A 22,409-nucleotide genomic window follows, 5' to 3' on the forward strand; every position below is an offset into this window, starting at 1 on the left:
CAGAGGTGGAAAAATGTATCAAAAAATCTTGATAGCAGTAGATTTATCAGAGATGGGGGAGAGTGTCTTTAAGGAGGCTGTATCCTTAGCCAGTAAGTACGAAGCTAACCTTCTACTACTGCACGTCCTTTCCCCTGAAGAAGATTATAGCCCTTTACCGATTCCGCCCAATTTAGCCGATATTTACCCCGCCCAGGGTAATGATCTCACTCTCGATTTTTGGCGGCAACAATGGGAAGAATTCGAGCAGAAAGGGGTAGAAATGTTGCAAAAAAGAGCTAATCAGGCGGGAGAAATGGGTGTAAAGGGAGAATACCGGCAAATTTACGGTCATGCAGCCAAAACTATCTGTAAAGTGGCGCGAGAGGAAAATATTGATTTAATTGTCATCGGTCGGCGTGGGCGATCGGGTCTAGGAGAGTTATTCTTAGGTAGTGTGAGTAATTATGTTCTCCATCATGCCCCCTGTTCCGTCTTAATTGTTCAACATCATCAAGACTAAAAATTGCTGATTAGCTATTCCCCCCTAAAATCCCCAAACGATTAAAAGGAAAAAAGCGAAAAACCGCCCTACCAATCACGTTATTTTCCGGTAAAAACCCCCAGATATGGGAGTCATTGCTATTATTGCGATTATCTCCCATGACAAATAAGTTATTTTCCGGCACAAGCAAAGGCATTAAATTATATTGAGGGGATTCTAGAATATAATCCTCTGACAAGGGTTGATTATTCAGGTAAATTTTGCCCTCCTTGACAGCAATCACATCCCCTGCTGTGGCAATCACTCTTTTAATAAAAGCTTGGTCCTTTTGGTATCCCTGTAATTGTAATTGTGCCGGCGGTTCAAAGACGACGATATCCCCCCGTCGAGGAGGATGGAAATCGTAGGAAAGTTTTTCCACTACTAAGCGATCGCCCTGTTCTAAAGTGGGTAACATAGAATCAGAGGGGATAAAACGAGGTTCAGCCACAAAAGTGCGAATCAGTAGGGCTAAAATTAAAGCTATAGTGATAATTTGCAGATTTTCTCGAATAGAAGCCCAAAAACTCTTGGATTTGTCCTTATTAATTTCTTGCTCTTGCATTATTGCCCAGATGATGGTTGGTGTAACTTAGCTTTCGCTTGCTGCCAAAAAACTGTTAATTCCTCTAGTGTATAGTCATGGAGAGGCTTTTCTGCCACAGATTCCACTAGGGAAAAACGTTGAATAAAACGCAGATTAGTCTCTTGTAAAGCGATGCTGGGGTCCAAATCATACCAGCGAGCAAGATTGACAATAGTAAAGAGTAAATCGCCTAATTCGGCCTGTTGATGCTCTTTATCGCCCGATTCTAGGGAATCGTGCCATTCTGCTAACTCTTCGTCGAATTTTTCCCAGACTCCTCCGATATTTTCCCACTCAAAACCGACTCGCGCTGCTTGCCGAGAAATTTTCATCGCCCCCATCAAGGGTGGTAAAGTTTGGGCATAACGGGTTAATTTGCCGCTAATAGTCGGGTCATTTTTTTCCTCAGCTTTGATTTTTTCCCAATTTTGACGCACCTGTTCAGGATTTTCTAGGGATAGCTCCCCGAAAACGTGGGGATGACGACGAATTAATTTATCGGTGATGCCTCTAGCCACTTCTTCTAGGCTAAAATTACCCTCATCACTGGCAATTTGGGCTTGTAAAACCACCTGTAGCAGTAAATCGCCCAATTCCTCGGCAATGGCAGTTTTATCACCGCTTTTAATCGCCGCTACCACCTCATAAGCTTCTTCGATAACGTAGGGAATCAGGGTTTCCGGGGTTTGGGCTAAATCCCAAGGACAGCCGCTTTCTGGATCTCGTAAACGGGCAACAACGCTGATTAAATGGTTTAATGCCTCTAAGATGACCTTGTAGCTGGGATTGTCGGTTTCTGGAAGGCTAGACATCGATTTTTTCCGGTTTTCTCCCCCATTATACCGGTCAGTTATCAGTTATCAGTTATCAGTTATCAGTTATCACTGATCAGATGTGAGTTTTCAGTTAACTGATCACTGTTTACCTATCACAGCAAAAAAGCTTTTATGGCGTTGCTGATTTGAGCTATGAATCTTCTTCTTGTGGGATTTTTAAAACCTAGACCCAAACTAACTTTTGGATACGATGCACAGTTGGCATTCATACCTTGATTCAGCAACGCCGCTTTTATTTCCCTATCTTCTAATATTCAGTTACAGCCTTTCTCATAATTTGATATCGACGACCGGCGACCGACTCCCCAAAACGAAAACTTTGTACCTCACCATTCAGATAACTGCTTTAGCTCAATAATAATGAAAAAACCCGGGGAAACCGGGTTGCACTAGCTTGGAGTGTGTATAATCAACCGATAAGGCAGTTGAAAACTTAAATAAATCTAAATAGAAAAAAGATAAGCAATTCCACTGTAAGAAAATCAGATTTAATGAACTACTCCGCAAGTTAGGGGACAAGAAGCATAAACAGCTTGATGAGAGGTTTTTACCTCACCGTGTAACCAGTGCAACCAGCTAACTTCATGGGGATGAACACCTTTTGCTGTTAATAAAGCGGCACTAATTAGGATAGCCAAAATGTTAATACCAATAATCATTCCCGCCACTAAAAGCACGGAACTAATCGGTAAAACTGACTGTAAGATAATCGCAGACAATGCCCCCACTGTCATCATTAATACTACTAAAGGAAATCCCACTACTAATAAACAGACAGTGAGGACGAAACTCCAGAGAAGAAAGCTTTTTAGCATTGCTAAAGAAACGTGGCCCCAGTTATTTCTTGCGGTTAATTGCATCTTTCTGACCTCTTACAAACTTGGTGGTCTAACTTTTCTGCACGTCGGCTCAAAGTTGATGAAAACCAGTATAGGGAAAACACCGAAGAAGATGAGCTATTCGCAATATAAATTTACAATCATCGCCGATCATCTATGTTATGTGTATCGAACTATTACGAGAATCGGCGAGAGGTATCGAAAACGTTACAATCGGTTTCTCTTGATCCCCAATGCAGTTTCCTGCTGAAATCCTTGATCCCCGTCCATAATCCTTTCTTCTGTCCCTGTCCTCAGATTTTTCCTCGTCTCGTTGTAACAAATATTTACAATTACCTCTAGAATTCTCAGGAAATAGGTGGACGGGATCGCCAGAACGCCGAGTTGAGAGTGGGAAGTGGCAAGGGGGTTATCTATTCTTGCTTAGATGTAATAACCTCCATCGGTCTGAGTAATTTATCCTCGATGGTAAATCCCTGCCTGACTATTTTTGTGATCGTCTGTTCTGCCAAATCGGGGCGTATTTCTTGCTCCACCACCTGACAAATAGTAAAATCTGGCTGATGATCGGACAGTTCTATTTTCAGCACCTGACGTTTTTCTAGGATACTTAATAATTTTGTCTGTACGCTTTTTAAAGATTTCGGTAATCTTTTCCAGACTCGCTCATCAGGTTCGGGTCGATCTTCTAAAAAATTTAATAACGATTCGAGGGTATCAAACACCTCTAATAGTTCTAAAAAAATTTGTTCTTTTTGCGAGCGATTGTTCTCTCCTTGCTGCCGTAAAGCTTGTTTTAAACTTGCCTCCTCTTTGAATAAATTTCTTATTTGGCTTAATAATTTGTTTCTATCTTCTTCGCTAATTTTGTAATTATTCATTCTTAGTCCTCGAAAAAATTAATGTCTTTGAGTATCGATGAAGCCAGTTCGCCAGCAACTTTTTTAAGTTGTTCTTGATCGTAATTATTAATATCATCCATGCTATTTAAGATTTCTAAAGATGGTAAAGGTTTAGACAATTCCGAAAAAGACATGGTTTTCAAGCGTTGAACCAGAGGGAGATGAGGACGTAAATAATCCGCAACTATCCTATCTTGAGGATTCATTAATATTTTACGCGCTTTAGCGATGCTATCCATCGAATAGCTACGGCGTTTCATAGCCAGACCAAAAGCTTTAGTGATTTCGGCAGTGGAAGCAGCTGGAGAAATTTCTAGAATATCGTAAGGATTACTATCTAAATTATCGTACATTAATCTAACTCCCATTAAATAATATGAAATAGTTTATAGACTTCTCGAAACTCTGGATCGTCGGGGCATAATTCGTAAGCCGATCTAACAAGTTCTATCAGTAATTCTGGGGGTAATTTTTGATAATTTTCTCTTAAAAGATCGAGACAGAGTTGGGCGGTAAGGTGACGGAGTTTTTGCGATCTCGATCGTTTCGCCTTTTCGATCGCCTCGGAAAATTGATTGCGATCCATCAATCGCCCCACTTCCCTTACGTCTTTTCTAAAAATAATCTCCTCAATCAATTCGTTTAGTATGGCATTATTGTAATCTATCTGTTTTAATTTCTCCAGTTCGCTTAAAGCTTTAGACTCGTTTATCTTTTGCTCATCCAATCTCCCGACTATTTCCAAGGCTTGATCTCGGACGTAATACATTTTCGAGTTAGTAGTTTGTACTAACTCGTACCAATTTTTATTCATTCTTAATAGATTCTCGAAACCCTCAATCTCCTCCTGTAATTCTAGGTAAAGTCGATCGATCTCCTCAATCCATTCTGGGTGATTTTTAAGGGCTGGTTTCGCCTCTTTTAAAGGATTCTCGGCTTTTTGCCACTGTTTCTGTTGTAGATAATGACAACCTTGATGGAATGATACAAAAGTATTAGCTATCTGTTCGAGATTAGATTGGCAGGTTAGGGGTTTTAAAGCGACCCCGCGAACCCGATCCCCCTGCAAACAGGCAGCCACCGATTCCCCCCAACGGGTATAGAGAGTCGCCCAGAATTGATCAGGCAGTTTAACAGTATTTCTATCGGGGTGAGTCCGATACAACCCGGGTAGGATGGTTAACCCTTCGATATAGATTCCCTCTACAGGATTATCGCGTAATAACCCTAGGGCGACAGTATCGCGACGGTAAAGATCGCGAAGTTGCAGGTAGTAATTTAGGTCTTCTTTGGTTCGATCGATCAGCTCCTCAAGTATTCGGGTTAATTGTGCCTCTAAGTCGCGTATATCACCGTCATCGATAACTTTCCAAACCACATTCCTGATACTGGTGTTGAGATTTAAATTCGCCGTAGCGGATAACCAGACGGGTATTAATTTCTCTAGGGTAGCGGGATTTTCTACCGATCGATAATAAAGGGCGATTGCCAAATTGTGCAATGATTCTAGATTGCGTTTTCTTTCCCATTCCCTCTCGGCGTTGATCAGGATTTTTTCTCGATCCTGAGACCGCCAAAGTTGATGGGCTATGCGGGGGGCGATATGATTGCTTAAGTTCTGGCTAACTTGAGGGTCATCGCCGAATTTCTCTAAAAACACCTCGCTTTTCGAGCGGGCCAATTCTAGGTTTTCTTCTGGAATTAGTTCTTGTATTTCCTTCTGTAGAGTTAATTTTTCCCTTTGGCTATATCGGGTGAGCAGCTCTATCTGTTCTTTAATTTCCGGTCGATCGATCTTTTTCCATTCCCGACGTGCTTTCCTCCATTCCTTTAATCTCGCATAACCGTAACCCCGAAAGTAGATCGATTCCCTATCTTCGATTCCCTCTAATTGTTCTATTCCCTCCCGATAGTTCCCCGCTTTAATATTGGTTATGCCTAATCGCCGGTTTATATCGATTAATTCCGGTATCATGAGTAGGGCTTTTCGATATCTATTTATAGCCTTGTTTAGATCGCCTTTTTTTTCGGCAGCCACTCCCTGTTCAAAATAATTGAAGCCGATCGTTATCTGTTCTACTTTAGTTAATAGGTTTTTAACGTCCAGTCGCTGGAAATCTGCTAGGGCTTTATTTATTAACTCTCTCGATTGTTTTAGTTGTCCCTGTCGGGCCAATTCCTGGGCTTTTTTCAGTCTTACTTGACAGATATTTTCTTGCTCTACCTGTAATTGACATTGCTGGATTTCTAAACGGATTCGGTTATGGGAATAAAGAGCCTGTGCGCTTTCCAGTACCTCTAAAGCCTTCTTAAAATATCCCCGATTTCCCAACTCCTTACCCTGTTTAAAAAAATCCAGAAATTTTTTTCTTTTTTCTAATTCTTGTTCAAGATTTTTCTCTAAACATCTTAACTTAGGATCATTAATTAATTTGTTAGCCTCTTGGTAGAATTTTAACGCCTCCGATAACTTTCCTTTCTCGAAAGGGTTTCCCGTATCTTCCGCTTGTAATTTTATCGCCTTATTCGCCAGTTCTCTGCCCTTTTTAATTCCTTCTATTCGCCCAGAAAAACAAAATAAATTTATCCCCAGTGTAGTGATATAAAAATAATTGATAAAATTATCATCTAAAGCCAGCCAATTTTTGAGGACAAAGAGGAAAAATATGATGACAACTCCGCCACCAAAGCCAGTTAATATTTCTGATTTTCTTGACCAATAGTTATTGTCTTTATTAGTAGGAAACCCTAAAAAAACAGCCGTTAAACTAATGGCGAGAAAAAAAGCTAAAACAAATCCAATAGCATAGCCCAAGAAAACTAACATAATATTCGTACTGGGTAAAATTAACAGGATTTATCAGAGTTGGGAATAAATAACTTTTCACCGACCTCGAGAGAATCGGGCCGATCAAGCAACAAAGGATTAGCCTCAAGTATGGGAGATAATAGAGACTCATCTCCGTAAAAACGTTGAGCGATACGAGATAGAGAATCACCCGCTCTAACCCGATAGTTAAACCCATCCACGCAGACAGTTTTAGTCAGCTGCTTCGATGGCTCGATCAGTTCCCCAACAGGAGGGGTAACGGGACTAGATTCGGTGACAGGGAGTAGGGAACGGGGGAATAGATTAGAAGCGATAGCACCCAGAAAAATCCCCGAAATTAACAGCAAAAGAGCCAATCCCAGTAATAAACCACGGCGGTTAGTTGCAGTCCGATTATCGACAACGGGGGATAGTTCCATTAAAAGACGTAGAGAGGATAAATCCGTCTCGCAATTGGGGCAAACATTCCCCTCCACGTTCGATCGTTGACAAACGGGACAATTAATTTTACTCATAATTAAAATCGGGTTAATCCAGTGGCCACATTGCCTGTGGGTAATTCGATCTCGCAATTCTGGCGAACTTCCGGTAATAATCGCTGTAATTCTCGTTCCGCCGTTTCTCGATCCCCCGCTTGCAACGCGGTGATAACCCCTAGGAATTTTCTCGCCATACTATCCGCGCTGGCTTGATTTACCACTCCAGTACGGGTGATGACGCTACGACACAATAGCAGCAGCAGCAACAATTCGGATAAATTTTTCCTCTCCTGTAGTGCTGTTTCATTTAATCGCTGTATAGCCGAGAGATTACCGTTATTGATAGCTTTATTTAAATCTTCGATCAGTTGCTCGATGCGTGCCTTTTGTTCTTCCGGAACCAGAATCTGACAGTATTTTAAAACGAAGTCGAACTCGGAGATCAAGATTTGACCCTGACTACTATCCTCGCAGGAGTAAGTTTTTAACTCCCGTAATTTTTCCCTGGCCACCTTGACCCGATCTTGCCGCGATTTTCCATCCTCTCCGCGGATTTGATTGGCCGCCCGAACTATTTCCCCAGCTATTTGATAGACGTATTTGGCCCCCACCTTGGTTAATAACTCCTTACGGTTCATCTCCTCGATACTTTCTTCTACCTGTCGCGAGATCTCCTCGTCCTCACCCCCGCGGGAAAAATCGGAACTCACTTTGATCGAGGGGTCATTTTTTAAACTTGCCACCATCGATAGAGAATTATTCTGTTCGTCTAGGGAAACGGCTAGTAATATTTCTGTGCCCTTTGGATAGGGTCGATCGAGAGCTAACCACATTTCGCCAATTTTCTCGTCGCACTTCTCCCCGGTACTTTCTGCCCGCACCCGATCCGGACTATAAAATTTAAAATGGATCAGACTCTGATCATCCGCTTCGGTTTTAAAAGTTTTGATGGTTTTAACGGGTAATATATCTCCCTGTCTGATGATCAGCTCTTGGCTGCCGTCGGCCAAATGGATACAGTAATCACGCGATACTGTCATCACCTTCTCTGTTAAACCAGCAGCCACGATCGCTGCTCCCTCCGCTACTGCATACATCGGCCGTCGGTGAACTACCACCCTCTCGCAACCGAAAACTTTTTTAACTTCCTCTTGCACGAAAGGAATCTGGGAGGAACCCCCCACTAATAACACCACATCGATCAGATCTTCGGGATAGTCGGAATACCGGATCGCTTCTTGACAGATGGCGATCGTTTTCTCCACTAGCGGCCGGATCATCTCTTCAAATTCACTCCTCTTAATCGTCACGGCAATGGTGATCGCCATACCCATCTCATCGATCAGCGGGGTCGCGGGGATAATGGTGGCACTTTCAGCACTACTTAAATCTATCTTTGCCCTCTCTACGGCGCTCTTGAAATCCCCTAAAAATCTTACTCTTTGATAATGGGGCATCGCGGCGATCAGAGCGTCCACATCCTCTAGATCTTCTTCTTGTGCCACTTTTTCCTTGACAAATTGCATTAATTGTGCATCTATATCATCTCCTCCTAACCAGAGATCCCCAGCTTTCCCCGATTCTATAAATTGATTTCCTGCGGCGGTGATCAAACAAGAATCGAAAGTACCGCCACCGAAATCGTACACCAGTATGTTTTTTACCTCCTCCGAATCCGGTTTATAACCGTAGGAAATTGCCGCCGCGGTCGGTTCCGAGAGTAACTCCCGGGCGATGATACCAGCCCGTTTTGCCGCCATCTTGGTGGCGTGACGCTGTTTATCGTTAAAATAGGCGGGAATAGTGATCACAGCTTCCTGTATCCTGCTTTTCTGACCGTTAGCCCCTTGATAATTCTGGGCATTAGCTACTACTTTTTTTAAAATCTCGGCCGATATGTCTTCCGGTTCGTATTCCTTGCCCCCTAACCATACCGATAGACTATCCTCCGTACCCCAGCTCGAGCGAGTGACTTTATAGCTTAAACGGGGTATTTGTTCCTGAACGATAGTATCGCTAAAACTCCTACCCATCAAACGCTTGATCGACATGATCACGTTTTCTGGGTTCGCCTTGATCTGTCTGTAGGCTTCTTCTCCAACGATCAGCCCCTCTCCGGCTAGGGAGACGAGCGATCGGGTTAATTTTCTCTCCGGAGGCGAGTTATCTGCGGCGGTCACTACCTCCACCCCCGCTAATTTAAATGCCGCTACTGAATTTGTCGTACCCAAATCTATCCCGACAATATTACCCATCGGATACCTTCATCTTTTCTAAGATTGCTCTTAATTATACCCATGATTACTCTATTTATTAAAGGAAATACTATCTATCGTTAATAGATTTTATTCTATACATATTAACCAATGCACATATAGTTGATTTTTGGCAAATTCTCGGGATTTTTTACCGCATTTATCAACAAGATCAAGCCGTTTCCTCACTCCATCCTACATAGGGTTTGCTGAATAAATCTAAAAACCTTGTTGGGTAAGACTTTTAGACTTTTTTCCCCTCAAAAAGTGCCAGCACTTGGAGTGATCGGGGGGAAAATTCCGGGACTTTTTCCCTGAAAATTAGGTAGTTGACCACCTGAAAATCGGTAAAACCCTACACCCCACACCCCACACCCCACACCCTGCCCCCAGGAAAAACTTTTTCAGCAAACCCTACATAAATAATCATTGCCCCTTGTCTCTTGCCCGACTCCTGCTCGGCTTTTCTTTGTCACAGAATTGACATCTGGCTGTTATAGTCCTGACAAATGAGAGTTATATGCTAGAGTTAATCCAGCAAAGGAATAAATTATTTCCCCTAGCCCAGCTTTCCTCAAGCTTCCCACACAGGGTCTAGGGGAAGTTTATTTTTCTGCCATGGAGGAAAACCGCTACCTAGCCCGAAAAGAAATTTTTTCTAGAACTTGACAAGCCTTGACAGCAGGGAAGACAGTCAGGCAGACTGACCTAAACAGGTTTTTGGAGCGAAAATATAGTTTCTTGCCTTTCTGTCTCCCTAAACACGGTCTTAGCTCTGATGACGAGCATAATCATCCTGAAAACGCACTATATCATCCTCTCCTAAATATTCCCCATTCTGCACTTCAATTAATACCAATTTGATCACCCCGGGGTTTTCCAGACGGTGAGCGGTACACTGCGGCACATAGGTGGACTGATTAGCACCGAGGATTTCCTCGTTATCTCCACAGGTGACTTTTGCCGTCCCCGAAACGACAATCCAGTGTTCACTGCGATGGTAGTGCATCTGTAAACTGAGACGATGACCCGGATTCACTTCAATCCGCTTGATTTTATAACCGGGACCCTCCTCTAGGGTGGTGAAGGAACCCCAGGGCCTAAATTCTGTTGCTGCCGATTCTACGCTCGAAATAAGCTGAAATGGTGCCACATCTTGGGCTGCGATCATTATATTATGTCTCCATTGCTAGGTCTGATCTTAGTCCAAGATAGCAGCAAAAACCCTAGATGGCATCTAAATCAGTGATCAACTGATCACTGATTCACTCTTCGTCGCTGTTGAGAATACGGGGAACCCGGAAATAATCCCCTTCTGGAGCCGGCGATTCCTGCACTAAGACCTCGTGATCGGGATAAAGTCTATTACTATCAGTGCGAGTGATATTTTGAATCTCGATCGCTCGCGTGGTGGGTAGCACATTTTCTGTGTCTAATTCGCTTAACTGCTCGAAATAATCCAGTATCCCGCTTAATTGCCCCGCAAATTGTTCTTCTTCAGCGGTGGTGATTTCTAAACGGGCTAAATGGGCGATTTTTTCAACTGTTGCTCGATCGATCATGGGAGAAATGGGGTGTGGGGTGTAGGGTGTGGGGTGTGGGGTGTGGGGTGTAGGGTGTGGGGTGTAGGGTGTGGGGAGAATAAATAAAAATGATCTCCCCTCTCCCGTCTCCTATCGATCGACTCCTCAATTTAAAAGAAAACATCAATTTCCGATCGCCCGGTAATTTTCAGCCAGTTTTGGGCTTCAATGTAGTTATTGGGGGCCAATCGGATGGCTTGTTTCCAGTATTCTGCCGCCTTGTCGTAGAGTGCTTCTGCTTCGGCCTGTTGTCCGTCTTCTCTGGCTTTTTCCCCTTGAAAATGGTAAATAACGGCGATATTATTCAAGGCGGAGGGCATTCTGGGATTAAGTTGGATAGCTTCTTCGTAATATTCCAGAGCCTTTTCATGCTCGCCATTACTAGCGTGGATAATACCGATATTGTAGAGGATATAACTGCGATCGTTAGGATCTTCTTCTAATGTTAAAGCTTCATAGTAATTATCGAGGGCTTCGGCGTATTCGCCGTCAGCTTGGGCAGACATCCCATCGCGGTAATAAACAAAGGCTTCCTTGGCTTTTTTATTGGCGGGCAGTATCTTTAAAATGATATCCGCCATGACGGTAAAAGATTTATCAATAAAGTTATCGTTACGTTGAGTGCGTGGCATAGTTAGGTCGAGTGGGCGATCGAGATGACTATCTACCTTTATAGCACTCGCGGGCAATTCAATGGCTGTTTTTCTAGTTTTTCCTGCTAGAATGACGCGGCTTCAATCGAGATTTTGAGTAAGTAGGCTGGACTTTGGGAACGAAACCCAAGAAATACCCTGTTATGAGATTATCGTGTCATCCAACCTACTATCTAAAGATTAAATTCTTTTTCTCAAACCAACACCCGCTAAGCCTAAGCCCAACAGAGCAAGGGAGGCAGAAGGTTCGGGGATTGTTTTAAAGGCAATCTCATTGAAGCCAACACGTTGTGCCTGACCATGGTTGCTGGTGATATTCAATCTAACATGAGTGGCCTTGACTAGGCTAAAATCGACTACTTGTGGACCACTAGCAGTACCACCTCCTCTTAGGAAGGAGCCAGTCCATAAACTAGAGAAATTAGTTCCGTCGGTGGAGTATTCAAGGTTTGCGTTTTGAACTCCCATAGTATTAGCAATAGTTCCAGAACTAGGACCAGTTATATTCCAGAAACTAAATCCAATCAGATCAGTGGGAACAGCACCGAGCTGAAAAGTAATGCTGAGAGGATTAGCTACACTGGGAAGGTTGCCGCTGTTTGTCCGCCAAGCATTATTAGAGGCCGAGAGAGCGTGTATTCCCCCCAGACTTGGTGTGTTGCCGGGCAACCCGCTCCCATTGATGACATTGCCTACTGCCCAATTCTGGGTGAGATTGGGGCTCGTATTCGAGATGGTGACACCAGTAATCAGAGCAGCTTGGGCGTTTTGTGCCACCCCTAGCATTAGTCCGAAAGTGGCAGTGGATAACACAAGTGATTTAGTAGTTAGTTTCATCATGAAATCTACTCAAGAAGGTAAAGTTAAGTAAAGCCAAGCGGATATGGAATATCCTCGCATATCTTATTCGCTTTTTTTCCTCTCGTCTGTTACTTTTGATACAGTTTTTCAATTTTTATTATGTTATTGAAGGAGAACGGATGCGGAGACACTGTCCCGTGGTGTTGCCAGCTTTGGTGTTAGGGTTTATGTCTCCACCGTCGTGGGGTAGCGATGGACAGTTGTATTATAATACAAAGCCGTCCTCAAGGGACGGGGTTTCACACCTAAAAATTTCGATGAGATTCTGGCATTGTGGTTTTGCTATTGTCCCCATCGGAGAATAAATTATCGTTAAACAGATCATCGAGGGGAAATTCTTCGTCAGAAGGCAGGGATTCTAGATCACTCACTCCCGCATCATCCCACATACTAAAGAAATCTAGTTCTTCTTGGTTGCTGAGAACAGATTGGCGGTTAGATTCAACTTTAGGAGTTTCTTCAGCAAAAGGCTCGAATAGTTCGGGGCTATTGCTGTCAGTAATATCGGCAAATAAGTCATCTAGAGAATTTGGGGCAGCGGCGAATTTTTCCGAGTCAGTGTCTAATAAATCAGGGAACCCCGTGTCACTGTCAAGGGTTTCTTGACTGTAGTTCTGATCGTAATTACCCGATAATTCTTCTAGGCTACCGATCATTCTAGTTTCTTCCTCTTCGCCAAACCTATCCATCTCAGGAGTGAATTCCGCTGCCAAGTCTAGATTTTCTTCAGTGATAAAACCATCAAGAGGATTGATTGCACTGGCGAATTCTGGTTCATAAACTGTGGCTTCTAGCAGAGTTTCAGGAGCAAATTCCGTTTCCAATCCTAGGGTTTCTTCGGTGATAAAACCATCAAAAGGATTGATTTCTTCCCCAGGTTGGATTGTTTGGGTGGCGTTTTGTAGTTCTAACAGTTGGCTTTGATAACCCTGTTCTAGTTGTTGAATTTGCGACTGATAGCCCTTTTCTAATTCTAGAATCTGCGCCTGTTGACTTTGACGCAGAGCTTCCATTTCTGCTTGCTTGCCGTCGATAATCTCGCGAATTTGACTTTGATAGCTTTGGCGCAATTCCTCGATTTTAGTTTCGTATTCCTGTTCAAGTTCCTGAATTTGGGTTTTATAGGCAACTTCCATGGCTTGAACTGGATTTGCGCTGACTGCCTCTTGTAAAAGTCTTTGGCTGTCTTCTAACTCTTTTTGCAATTTAGCTACTTCTTCTCTATGGGTGGCTTCGATATTGCCAATTCCTTCTTGGGAGAGTTCGAGTCGTTTTAACTGTCCTTTGGTATCTTCTAACTCCGCTTCGGTTTCACCTAAATCCGCCCGAATTTTCTCCTGTTTTTGCAGTGCTTCCCTGATTTTTCCCTGTTGCAGGGCATATAAAGCCCCACCCCCGATCGCACCTCCACCGACAAAACCGATTAAAATATCGACGATACTCATTATGGGATTCCTCCTCTAGGAAAATTTACTTCTAATATGCCCAATCTCAGACGATAATTGACAAGGGGCAAAGGTGGTCAATGTTTTCCGCTGCTCTCGCTGCCGATTGCTTTTGATTGTGGCAGCAATTATCGGAAAAAGAAAGAAAATATTAAGTTTTCTCTCGGCAAATATGGTGAGGTACAAAGTCTCTGGTTTTAGGGAGTCGGTTGTCGATGCTAAATCCTGTCACACCCCATCGGTGTTTGGCAAGACATTTCACTGAGGCTGCACTTCCCGATAAGCTTGATAAACGCCGCGCACGTTGTACCAATTGAGAAAAATGCGGGCAATTTCTAGGGCTAATTGCGGTTTACCTCGATCGATTAACCATTGTAACAGCGGGGAGAGGCTGCGTTCATTCAGGGTTCCGCCTAGGGAAAGTAAACCCCACAACAATCGGTGAATCCAAGTCATTTGAATCATCATCCGCACTTCCCAGGTGGGATGTTTTTGATAAAAAAGCACTCCCATTCGTCCCCGTTGAATTTCCTTGTCGATGAGATTGGGAATTTGAGCGAGATTAAAGGGGGGATGCCAATGATAACCGACGGCTCCAGGACATTTAATTAATTTTAGTCCTAATTGCTTCAATCTCACCCCTAATTCCAAATCTTCCCAACCGTAGAGTTGAAACTGGGTGTCGAATAATCCCGCTGCTAATAACCATTTTTTAGCGATCGCCACGTTGCCAGTGGCAAAATAGGCGGCGGAGAAATCGGTGATTTTATAGGGTTCACTGGTGGGATGATCGAAGTTACAGGTATTAATGACGCTGCCGTAGGTAAATAAGCGATCGCTGCCAAGACTTGCTGCCCCGGCGGTTAAAGCGTCGGCGTGGGCTTGCAAAAAATTTTCTGTCACCACCAGATCGCTATCGATAAAAATAATTGTATCACCACGAGCTTTTTCCACCCCCAGATTCCTCGCGATCGCCGGTCCGCCGTGATCCTGTTGCCACAGTTGCAGATGGGGTAAATTGGCTTTTTGAGTTTCTAGCCAAGCGATCGTCCCATCGGTAGAGCCATCATCGACAAGGACTATTTCGTAGTTTTCCACCTTATTATCGGTTAAACGCTGATTTTCTAGGGCGAGTAAACATTTTTTTAAGATTGCTTGGCGATTGTAGGTAGGGATGACAACACTGATCAACACAGGCATTCGGGGGTCAAGATTATCGTTTTAGCTTACCAAATAACCTCGGTTTCTTGATTAGACCTCCTGCAAAAATCAACAATCTTTAATTCAGGAGACAGGATTCAGGAGACAGGAGACAGGAGGCAGGATTCAGGAGGCAGGATTCAGGAGACTATTTTTATTTATTCTCCCCATCTCCCCACACACCACACCCTACACCCTACACCCCACACCCCACCACCCCATCTCCCCATTTCCCCATCTCCCCATTTCCCTATCTCCCTATCTCCCTATCTCCCTATCTCCCTATCTCCCCATCTCCCCACACACCACACCCCATACCCCACACCCTACACCCCACACCCCACACCCCACACCCCACACCCTACACCCCACACCCTACACCCTACACCCCACACCCCATACCCCATCTCCCCACACCCCACACCAGATGTAAGGAACTCCGGGAGGAGGATTAAGGTCAACTGGGAACATTGATTTTAAAAAATCGGTGATCATGTTATCCTCTGAATGTGTTGTGTGAGGAAAGGAATCGGCCATGGTAGCGTCTCTATCGTATCAAAATGGGCAAAAAGCTCGATCGCATCCCCTGTTATCCTTAGGGGGTTTGATCGAATTACCGTCATCACCCCTGTTCGGCACGGACGGAATTCGCGGTCAAGTGGGAGAATTATTAACTGCCCCCCTAGCGCTACAAATCGGATTTTGGGCGGGACAGGTATTAAAAAATCAAGCTGGTGTCACCAAACCAGTAATTATCGGTCAAGATTCGCGTAATTCCAGTGATATGTTAGCTAATGCTATCACTGCGGGTTTAACCTGGGCGGGAATAGAAGTCTGGCAACTGGGATTATGTCCTACCCCCTGCGTAGCCTATTTAACCAGAGAAAGCGAAGCGATGGGGGGAATTATGATTTCTGCCAGTCATAATCCTCCCGAAGATAACGGCATTAAATTTTTTGACAGTAGCGGTTTAAAATTATCTGGCACTTTAGCAGGACAGATAGAAGCGGGTTTAAGAGGCAATTTAGAATTAGCAGATAAACCAGAAAATTGGGGAAAAGCGACTTTTTGTCCCGAATTAATCCAAAAATATTATCAAGCTGTGATTGATTCCGTCGGGACGGATATTAACCTATCGGGATTAAAAATAGTTTTGGATCTAGCTTGGGGGGCAGCTGTTAACCTAGCACCTTTAGTATTCCAAACCTTGGGGGCGGAAGTTATCTGCCTACACGATCGAGCCGATGGCGATCGCATTAACGTTAATTGTGGTTCTACCCATTTAGACAGCTTACAGGCGGCGGTGATTAATCAGCAAGCGGATTTAGGGTTTGCCTTCGATGGCGATGCTGATCGGGTTCTAGCCGTGGATAGTCAGGGTAGAGTAGTAGATGGCGATTATATCCTCTATTTTTGGGGTCGTTCCCTCCTGGAAGCCGGACAGCTACCCGATGGGTTATTAGTAGCAACGGTGATGGCTAATTTAGGCTTTGAACGCGCTTGGCAAAAACTGGGGGGTCAATTCTTGCGGACTGCCGTGGGCGATCAGCACGTTCAGGCGCAAATGTGGGAAACTGGAGCCATGCTAGGGGGTGAACAATCCGGCCATATTCTCTGCCATCATTACGGAGTTTCCGGGGATGGAATGCAAACCGCCCTACATTTAGCGGCTTTAGTGCAGAAATCGGCGGTTTCCTTGGCTAATTTAGTCGATCATAGCTTTGTCACCTATCCGCAGATTTTACGCAACGTGCGGGTGGAAGATAGAGAAGTGCGACGTAATTGGCAGCAATGTGAACCTTTGCGGCGAGAAATCCGCCAAGCTGAGATAGCCATGGCAGAAAAAGGCCGAATTTTGGTACGAGCTTCCGGAACAGAACCGTTAATTCGGGTAATGGTGGAAGCAGAAACCTTAGAATTAGCCAGTTTTTGGACAGAAAGGCTCGTAGAAGCGGTCCGAAGCTATCTTTTGTAGTCGATCGAGGGGAACAGGGATTATAATGCCCTTAGCCTAGCCTAGCAAGGGATAATTATGACTGGACTAAGTATTGATCGCAAGAAAAAAAAGCATAAACAAGGGGAAACAAAAGCCGATAGTCGCCCGCCTAACATCAAGGAGAAACTTGCCCTCAAAAAAGAAGAAAGACAAAGTAAACAAAAGTTAACGGGGTTGATTGTTTTTGCTATTTGTGCAGCAATTTTGATCGGATTACCCCTCAGCTTATTATTTGATCCCAAGATAGGAGCTGCAGTAAGTTTAGCCTTAATTTTAGGAGTTTTCTCCTTTAGCTATCCTCGCACGGCTCTTTGGACATTTATTATCTATGTCCCCTTCACTGGAACTATTGTCTATTGGTTTGGGGGTAATCCAATCCTCCAGCTAAGTAAAGATATCCTTTATCTACCCGCTTTAATCGCCTTAGTTTTAGAATGTCGAAAAAAGCGATTACCGATTATTGTCCCGAAACAATTAGCTACAACCCTATTATTAATCTTTGTTTTCTGTGTAGTCTGTCTATTAGCCGTCAATTTACAGAGACAATTTCTGCCTACTTGTGCATCTGTAGAAGGAATGAGAGTTTTCAGAAACGGCTTTTTGGTTCAGGTTCCCTGTCGGCAAAGTGAGCCTTTTCTGCAAGGACTATTAGGGTTTAAAGTTTTGCTAGGTTATGTACCCTTGATCTTCTGCACTTATTACTTGATCAAAGATAAACCCACCCTATTATTTTTTGGTCGTCTTTTGGTGACTTTAGTGATTATTTGTTGTGTCCTAGGACTAATGCAATACTGGATGCTGAAAACAGGCCGTTGTGTAGGAACTAGAGGCTATGTGGCTGATGCACTATTCAAAGCCACCTTAGAGGCAAGGTGTTTGGTCGGTGGGGGATTAGTCTATAGTCCAGAAGTGAATATGATACGTTTACCTGGTACCTTTGTTTCTCCCTGGCACTGGGCTTGGTTTTTGGTCTCTAGTGCCGTAATTTGTTATGCCAGTGCCTTTAGTGAAATTTCCCAAAAATGGCGACTAGCAGCCCTAGTGGGTTTAACCCTAGTTTTTATTAATGCAGTGATATCCGGGCAAAGATTAGCTTTCTTTGCTGTACCGATAATTGTTGGTCTGCTGACGATTCTTACGGGACAAATCGCTAACTTAAAACGATTTTTGCCGATTATTTTTGCCGCCGCTTTACTCCTAGCTATCGGTTTTTCCTTCCTTAACCCCGATTTTGTCCAACAACGCTACGATAGTGCCATCAGCCGTTGGCAAAGCAGTCCCCCCACCGCTTTTCTTCAAGAACAGTTGGATTTTGCTATCCGTAATCAGGGCGGTATTTTAGGGCGTGGACTTGGTGTGGCCACAGCTTCTGCTAGGGTTTTTGGTGATATTTCTTTCCTGGAAACCTATCACAGTAAAGTTTTATTGGAGTTGGGATACATTGGTTTTGCCTTGTACATGATATTCATGACCTATCTAGTTTATCTGGCTTTTCGCACCTATCTTTCCCTCAAAGATCCGACTCTGCGAGGTTTTGCTGGTAGTTATTCGGTTTTGCTGCTCTTTGTTGCCTATCTTCCCTATTGGTATGCCCTCGATACGGATCCTGTGGGGGTTTATTACTGGATATTTGCGGGCGTAATTTTTAAATTACCCGTGATTGAAAAACAGGAAAAAGAGGCTAAAATTCTAGCGGGAGAAACCGAAACAAAATCCTCCAAAAAGGGCTTAAATTTTAAACGCAAGGGTGTTTCTTTATCTTGAAATATGGGTGCTGGAGATTTCAGTTATCAGTTATCAGTTATCAGTTATCAGATGTGAGTTTTTAAGTGTGCGGTTTTCTACTGTCTTTTTACTGATTACTGTGGTTCTTCGTTACTTGGTCTGGTTTGATCGGGGGGCATAAATCGACTAAATCCTTATCTGGCAAGAGACTTAATTGATTAGTTCGCTCTAGACAAAAAAAATCAACAAAAATCGCTAAATGCCTTTCTATATAAGGGTTACATCCCTTATAACCCCCGTCCATTGCATAACACAAACCGAAGAGCCATTACTGTTTACTGATTACTGTTTACTGATTACTGCTATGAATTTTCCCTCGATTTCTGTCATCATACCCACCTATCGACGTGAAGAACCCCTTAAAGATACTCTCGATGACCTACTCAAACAAGATTACCCCAATTTTGAGGTGTTAGTTATCGACCAAACCGCTACCCATAGCCTTGAAATACAATCCTATCTAGAAAATCTGGCTAATCAGCACAAAATTAGCTGGTATCGGCTAGATTGGGCGAGTTTACCCGGTGCCAGAAATTATGGAGTCCGTCGGACCCAGGGCGATATCGTTCTTTTTATCGATGATGATGTGCGGCTACCGGATAATTATCTCAAAGCACATAGTGAGAATTTTGTCAAGAATCCTGAGATAGGTGTAGTGGCCGGTCGAGTATTCGATCGCATGAAATTGGGTGACTCCCAAAAAATGGTGACAGATACCAGCAAACCCTACGAAATCGACTTTTTACCCCCCCAAGCCATGGATCCCGGCATTGCTTGGTATTACATCGATCTTGTCCACACCACTAAACCCCAGCAGGTAATCTCGGCCCGGGGCTGTAATATGTCTTTTAGAAGGGATATATTTACTAAATACGGCATTTGGTTCGATGAACGCTTTCGTGGCAGTGCCGTGCGCGAGGAATCGGATTTTTGCTTAAGGTTACGCCAGACTCCCTATCATGTCTGGTACGATCCCACCGCTTATCTGGTTCATTTAGGGGAAGAAACCGGCGGCTGTCATGATATTAGCACTCGTTCTTTGAGTTATCAGACGACTTTTTATCATAATCACTTTCTGATGGCTCTGAAAAATCTCACTCCCGCGCAACAATTGCGACTCTATGCTAAATTATTTGATTGTCACGTTCTTGGCAATCCTCCCTGTAATAAGGGTGGTTCCCCGATTAAAATCCTCTCTAGGGGAATTTTTTATAGTTTAGGTTTTCTGGATGCTCTGAAAACTCAAGTTAAGTCCCTCTGGAATGATGGCCAAATTTATACAAAACTAGATAATCTATGAGAATTTTAGTCGCTAGTCATACCTATGTCGTTGATCTCAACTGTGAGAAACTGCGCTCCCTGACAAGATTAAATCCCAATATTGAGGTTACTATTGTTGTTCCCCAACGTTGGCAACCGGGAGGAGTCCAAAATAAAATCATTGAAAGTCAACCGAAAATAGCCGACAATTTCCAAGTCATTCCTATCTCTAATTTTAGCCAAAATAATCAATCTTTATTAACTTTTGGCACTGATATAATTCCTTTATTGCAAAAATTTAGACCTGATATTATTCAAGTAGAACAGGGTTCTAAATCTCTCGGTTATGCACAATTTATTACTCTGAACCGTTTCTTAAATCTACGAGCTAAAAATGTATTTTTTACTTGGTGGAATCTTCCCTATACTCCTAAATTTCCCATCTCTTGGTTAGAAGCTTATAACCTGAAAAATACCGATGGTTTAATCGCTGGTAATCAGGACGGAGTAGATGTTTTAAAAGAACGGGGTTACAGGGGTAAATACACCGTTTTACCACAATTAGGCGTGGATGAAGTTCTTTTTTCCCCCAGCGAGCAACCCGATTTAGCCCGATCTTTAGGCATTGAAAGCGATGAATTTGTGATTGGTTTTGTCGGTCGTTTTGTGGAAGAAAAAGGCATTCTAACGCTGATTAAAGCTGTAACTAAATTAACAGGTAACTGGAAATTATTACTGTTAGGTCGGGGCATCTTGAAAGATAAAATAGTCAGCGAAGCTACAGCCGCAGGAATAAGCGATCGCTTGATGATAGTGGAAAGTGTTCCCCACGATCAAGTAGTTAATTATATTAACCTGATGAACACTTTAGTTTTGCCTTCAGAAATCACCTATCAGGTCAAAACTTTAACGGCCGTCGGTTGGAAAGAACAATTCGGTCATGTTTTAATTGAAGCTATGGCCTGTCAGGTTCCTGTTATTGGTTCTGATTCAGGAGAAATTCCCTTTGTTATTGCTGATACGGGGTTAATTTTTCCCGAAAAAGATGGGGAAGCACTGGCTAAATCTATACAAACTCTCTTAGATAATCCCAGCTTCGCTCAAGAATTAGGCCAGAGGGGTTATCAGAGAGTAATGACCAATTATACTAATAAAGCCCTCGCTCAAAAACAATTGGATTTCTATCAACAATTACTCCTTCGGTGATGGGGAGATGGGGTGTGGGGTGTGGGGTGTGGGGTGTGGGGAGAAAAAAGCTGATAACTGATCACTGATAACTGATAACTGATAACTGATCACTGATAACTGATCACTGATAACTGATAACTGATCACTGATAACTGATCACTGGTTATGAACCATTCTTGACACCCCCTAGTCTAAAGGGACAAGTAGCTAGGGGTGAGGGGAATGATCGAGGTGATAACCGAGAAGCAAAAAAGTGTGAGCGATCGAGAGTTAATTTTAAAATGTCAAAGGGGTGATCGGGGTGCTTTTCGTCACCTTTACCGTCTTTATCAACCAAAAATCCGCTCTACTCTCTATCAACTCTGTGGACGGGAATTCCTAGAGGATTTTGTCCAAGAGGTCTTTTTAAGAGTGTGGCACGGGTTGCCGAAATTGCGTTCACCTGAATACTTTTCCACTTGGGTTTATCGGATCACTTGGAATGTGGCGATCGATGGTCGGCGACAATTAGCCAAAAGACAAATGAGGATCGCCAAAAGCACTGATGAGGAAAACTCCCTTGATAGCGAATCCCGTCCCCAAGATAGTCCCGATTTGATGCAACTGCATTATGAGGAAGTGGTCCGACAAGGGTTGGAAATTCTCAGTTTAGAACATCGCGCTGTCCTTGTCCTTCACGATCTAGAGGACTTACCCCAAAAGGAAATCGCTCAAATCTTAGAAATTCCCCTCGGTACCGTGAAATCACGTCTTCATTATGCGCGTAAAACCATGGGTCAATTTTTGCAAAAACAAGGAGTTCTCTAATGTCCCCAGAAGATGACAAAGTGGTTAATTTTCTGCGTCGCTATCGTCCATCGCTGCCACCTCGACCGATAGATGAAGAAGAACAGTTAATGCAAATGATTAGGGAAGAAAAGCCAGTAAATTTCCCAAAATTGCCGCCTTTATTGGGGTGGATAACTGGTATTACTGCCTTATCTGTGCTGATTTTTGCTTCCTATCGTTGGTCCGATCCTCATCCACAACTGAGCCAAATTTCCGACGAGCAGTTAGAAGCTTTTTTAGTGGAAAGTTGGAACCATAGCATCGCTCCACCGATTGCTGCTTCTAGCGTTTATAGTTCCCCTTGGATGAGCTTAAACGAGCCTCAACTCACCTATTCTACCTATAATCCTTAATTTCTTT

22 protein-coding genes are annotated in these 22,409 nt (G+C 43.4%); 7 read left to right on the forward strand and 15 right to left on the reverse strand.

Annotation, left to right across the window (positions count from 1 at the left end; translation table 11 throughout):
- Nucleotides 1-13: 13 nt before the first annotated feature.
- On the forward strand, nucleotides 14-502 hold the full coding sequence (locus IM485_RS01325; RefSeq protein WP_287740732.1) for a universal stress protein: 489 nt from the start codon (nucleotides 14-16) through the stop codon (nucleotides 500-502).
- A 10-nt stretch (nucleotides 503-512) separates the two neighbouring features.
- Here the strand turns inward: IM485_RS01325 and lepB are convergent, their stop codons facing one another.
- The 15 genes from lepB to IM485_RS01400 all read right to left on the reverse strand — a co-directional run bounded on the left by lepB (nucleotide 513) and on the right by IM485_RS01400 (nucleotide 14,992).
- The gene (gene lepB / locus IM485_RS01330) at nucleotides 513-1,088 is read right to left on the reverse strand and encodes a signal peptidase I (RefSeq protein ID WP_002797216.1); all 576 of its coding nucleotides are present in this window, start codon (nucleotides 1,086-1,088) and stop codon (nucleotides 513-515) included.
- The gene (gene mazG, locus IM485_RS01335; protein ID WP_287740739.1) at nucleotides 1,088-1,921 is read right to left on the reverse strand and encodes a nucleoside triphosphate pyrophosphohydrolase; all 834 of its coding nucleotides are present in this window, start codon (nucleotides 1,919-1,921) and stop codon (nucleotides 1,088-1,090) included. Before mazG ends, lepB begins: the two co-directional genes overlap by 1 nt.
- A 512-nt stretch (nucleotides 1,922-2,433) precedes the next feature.
- Nucleotides 2,434-2,805 carry a hypothetical protein gene (locus IM485_RS01340; RefSeq protein WP_002797213.1) on the reverse strand — a complete coding sequence of 124 codons (372 nt, stop codon included), beginning with the start codon at nucleotides 2,803-2,805 and terminating at the stop codon, nucleotides 2,434-2,436.
- A 392-nt stretch (nucleotides 2,806-3,197) separates the two neighbouring features.
- Nucleotides 3,198-3,665 (reverse strand): nucleotide exchange factor GrpE, encoded by a 468-nt coding sequence (locus IM485_RS01345; protein WP_104395406.1) that lies wholly within the window; start codon nucleotides 3,663-3,665, stop codon nucleotides 3,198-3,200.
- Between the two features lie 2 nt (nucleotides 3,666-3,667).
- Nucleotides 3,668-4,054 carry a J domain-containing protein gene (locus tag IM485_RS01350; RefSeq protein ID WP_238141816.1) on the reverse strand — a complete coding sequence of 129 codons (387 nt, stop codon included), beginning with the start codon at nucleotides 4,052-4,054 and terminating at the stop codon, nucleotides 3,668-3,670.
- Entirely contained in the window at nucleotides 4,054-6,513 is a 2,460-nt protein-coding gene (locus IM485_RS01355; protein WP_104395407.1) for a tetratricopeptide repeat protein, read from the reverse strand. The genes IM485_RS01350 and IM485_RS01355 overlap by 1 nt, the downstream gene beginning before the upstream one ends.
- A gap of 20 nt (nucleotides 6,514-6,533) precedes the next feature.
- Nucleotides 6,534-7,031 (reverse strand): LysM peptidoglycan-binding domain-containing protein, encoded by a 498-nt coding sequence (locus tag IM485_RS01360; protein ID WP_104395408.1) that lies wholly within the window; start codon nucleotides 7,029-7,031, stop codon nucleotides 6,534-6,536.
- 2 nt (nucleotides 7,032-7,033) lie between these two features.
- On the reverse strand, nucleotides 7,034-9,250 hold the full coding sequence (locus tag IM485_RS01365; protein ID WP_104395409.1) for an Hsp70 family protein: 2,217 nt from the start codon (nucleotides 9,248-9,250) through the stop codon (nucleotides 7,034-7,036).
- A 769-nt stretch (nucleotides 9,251-10,019) separates the two neighbouring features.
- Nucleotides 10,020-10,421, reverse strand: coding sequence for a phosphomannose isomerase type II C-terminal cupin domain (locus IM485_RS01370; RefSeq protein ID WP_002738428.1), 402 nt, complete (start codon nucleotides 10,419-10,421; stop codon nucleotides 10,020-10,022).
- A 94-nt stretch (nucleotides 10,422-10,515) separates the two neighbouring features.
- Nucleotides 10,516-10,812 carry an Asp-tRNA(Asn)/Glu-tRNA(Gln) amidotransferase subunit GatC gene (gene gatC, locus IM485_RS01375; protein ID WP_104395410.1) on the reverse strand — a complete coding sequence of 99 codons (297 nt, stop codon included), beginning with the start codon at nucleotides 10,810-10,812 and terminating at the stop codon, nucleotides 10,516-10,518.
- A complete protein-coding gene (locus IM485_RS01380; RefSeq protein ID WP_287740747.1) occupies nucleotides 10,790-10,957 on the reverse strand; it encodes a hypothetical protein in 168 nt (55 codons plus the stop codon). The genes gatC and IM485_RS01380 overlap by 23 nt, the downstream gene beginning before the upstream one ends.
- Nucleotides 10,944-11,465, reverse strand: coding sequence for a photosystem I assembly protein Ycf3 (locus IM485_RS01385; protein WP_002770118.1), 522 nt, complete (start codon nucleotides 11,463-11,465; stop codon nucleotides 10,944-10,946). The genes IM485_RS01380 and IM485_RS01385 overlap by 14 nt, the downstream gene beginning before the upstream one ends.
- A gap of 201 nt (nucleotides 11,466-11,666) precedes the next feature.
- Nucleotides 11,667-12,323 (reverse strand): discoidin domain-containing protein, encoded by a 657-nt coding sequence (locus IM485_RS01390; RefSeq protein WP_104395411.1) that lies wholly within the window; start codon nucleotides 12,321-12,323, stop codon nucleotides 11,667-11,669.
- Between the two features lie 269 nt (nucleotides 12,324-12,592).
- Nucleotides 12,593-13,792, reverse strand: coding sequence for a hypothetical protein (locus IM485_RS01395; RefSeq protein ID WP_104395412.1), 1,200 nt, complete (start codon nucleotides 13,790-13,792; stop codon nucleotides 12,593-12,595).
- Between the two features lie 258 nt (nucleotides 13,793-14,050).
- The gene (locus IM485_RS01400; protein WP_104395413.1) at nucleotides 14,051-14,992 is read right to left on the reverse strand and encodes a glycosyltransferase family 2 protein; all 942 of its coding nucleotides are present in this window, start codon (nucleotides 14,990-14,992) and stop codon (nucleotides 14,051-14,053) included.
- 535 nt (nucleotides 14,993-15,527) lie between these two features.
- Here IM485_RS01400 and glmM point away from each other — a divergent pair.
- From glmM to IM485_RS01430, 6 genes are all read left to right on the forward strand, one after another.
- Entirely contained in the window at nucleotides 15,528-16,967 is a 1,440-nt protein-coding gene (glmM, locus tag IM485_RS01405) for a phosphoglucosamine mutase (RefSeq protein WP_104398220.1), read from the forward strand.
- A 57-nt stretch (nucleotides 16,968-17,024) separates the two neighbouring features.
- Nucleotides 17,025-18,752: a hormogonium polysaccharide biosynthesis protein HpsL gene (gene hpsL, locus IM485_RS01410; RefSeq protein ID WP_104398219.1), complete on the forward strand. Its 1,728-nt coding sequence runs from the start codon at nucleotides 17,025-17,027 to the stop codon at nucleotides 18,750-18,752.
- A gap of 325 nt (nucleotides 18,753-19,077) precedes the next feature.
- Nucleotides 19,078-20,073 carry a hormogonium polysaccharide biosynthesis glycosyltransferase HpsN gene (hpsN, locus tag IM485_RS01415; RefSeq protein ID WP_104398218.1) on the forward strand — a complete coding sequence of 332 codons (996 nt, stop codon included), beginning with the start codon at nucleotides 19,078-19,080 and terminating at the stop codon, nucleotides 20,071-20,073.
- Nucleotides 20,070-21,239, forward strand: a complete 1,170-nt coding sequence (gene hpsO, locus IM485_RS01420) for a hormogonium polysaccharide biosynthesis glycosyltransferase HpsO (protein WP_104398217.1) — start codon at nucleotides 20,070-20,072, stop codon at nucleotides 21,237-21,239. The genes hpsN and hpsO overlap by 4 nt, the downstream gene beginning before the upstream one ends.
- Nucleotides 21,240-21,443: 204 nt before the next feature.
- Nucleotides 21,444-22,028 (forward strand): sigma-70 family RNA polymerase sigma factor, encoded by a 585-nt coding sequence (locus IM485_RS01425; protein ID WP_104398216.1) that lies wholly within the window; start codon nucleotides 21,444-21,446, stop codon nucleotides 22,026-22,028.
- Nucleotides 22,028-22,402, forward strand: a complete 375-nt coding sequence (locus tag IM485_RS01430; RefSeq protein ID WP_104398215.1) for a hypothetical protein — start codon at nucleotides 22,028-22,030, stop codon at nucleotides 22,400-22,402. The genes IM485_RS01425 and IM485_RS01430 overlap by 1 nt, the downstream gene beginning before the upstream one ends.
- Nucleotides 22,403-22,409 lie beyond the last annotated feature (7 nt).

This window comes from Microcystis sp. M169S2, from assembly GCF_020245865.1.
Lineage (GTDB): Bacteria > Cyanobacteriota > Cyanobacteriia > Cyanobacteriales > Microcystaceae > Microcystis > Microcystis ichthyoblabe_A.